The 884-nt window shown below is 54.8% G+C and carries 1 pseudogene; it reads left to right on the top strand.

From position 1 onward, the window contains the following. A pseudogene (locus tag DWY57_RS20655) lies at positions 1-884 on the top strand (hypothetical protein); the annotation flags it as partial.

Genomic DNA, 884 nt, shown 5'->3' with positions numbered 1-884 from the left:
GACGGTGTATGGAGCGCGTTTTCACCGGCAGCCATCTGGGCCAAATGGGGCTTTGACGGTGAGTCGGCCATTGTAGCCGATTTCGACAACGAGATGGAGAGTGTGGCGTTGACATACGAGGGAAAGACTGTTTCGCAATCCGTGCTCAATACAACCGTCGGCATGTGGTATGGTACGAAGAAGCTACAGCTCAAGTCCATCTCATGCGTGACGCCTGCCGGTGTCACGGAAAGCTACAATGTCAATACGGGTGTGATAGCGTTTACCGTGGCTTCCGGCATTTCGATGCCTGCACGCTCAGAGGTCAGGATAACCGTTACGGCTACGGTACAGGATACGGATATAAGCCGTGAGCTGGTGTTCACCATTGCCGGTGTACGTGCCGGTAATCCGGGCAGTGATGCGATACTCTATAGGCTGGTGCCTTCCGTATCTTCAGTAAGCAAGCGGAAGGATGGTACCTACAGTGTGGCAAGCGTGTCATGCACACGCACCAAGTCTGTAGGCGGTACCACTTCCATCACGACTGACGGTGTGCTGAAATACAGTAAGGACGGTGGTTCGGAGGTCGAGATACAGAACGGCACGGCCATTTCCCCGAAGAACTTCACGACGCAGCTGCAGTTCGTGTTCTACGTGGGTGGGCAGGTCGTGGACCGGGAAACTATACCCATGGTTGTGGACGGCAACGACGGTAATCCAGGAAAACCTGGCGGTGACGGCGAATCCGTCAAGGCTGGCGGTGAGTGGCGCACGGCTAATACTCCATACAAAAAGCTCACCATCTGTACGATGGGGAGTCGCTCCTGGCTCTCAAAGGTTGACACTTCGAATCCACCTCTATGGACTCAGACAACTCATGACGGGAGGCGAATCACTCAGAC

Origin of the sequence: Bacteroides sp. AF25-5LB (assembly GCF_003602965.1) — a bacterium.
Taxonomy (GTDB): Bacteria; Bacteroidota; Bacteroidia; order Bacteroidales; family Bacteroidaceae; genus Bacteroides; species Bacteroides uniformis.
Note: the sequence above shows the minus strand (reverse complement) of the source record. Positions and strands in the feature narration are given on the sequence as shown.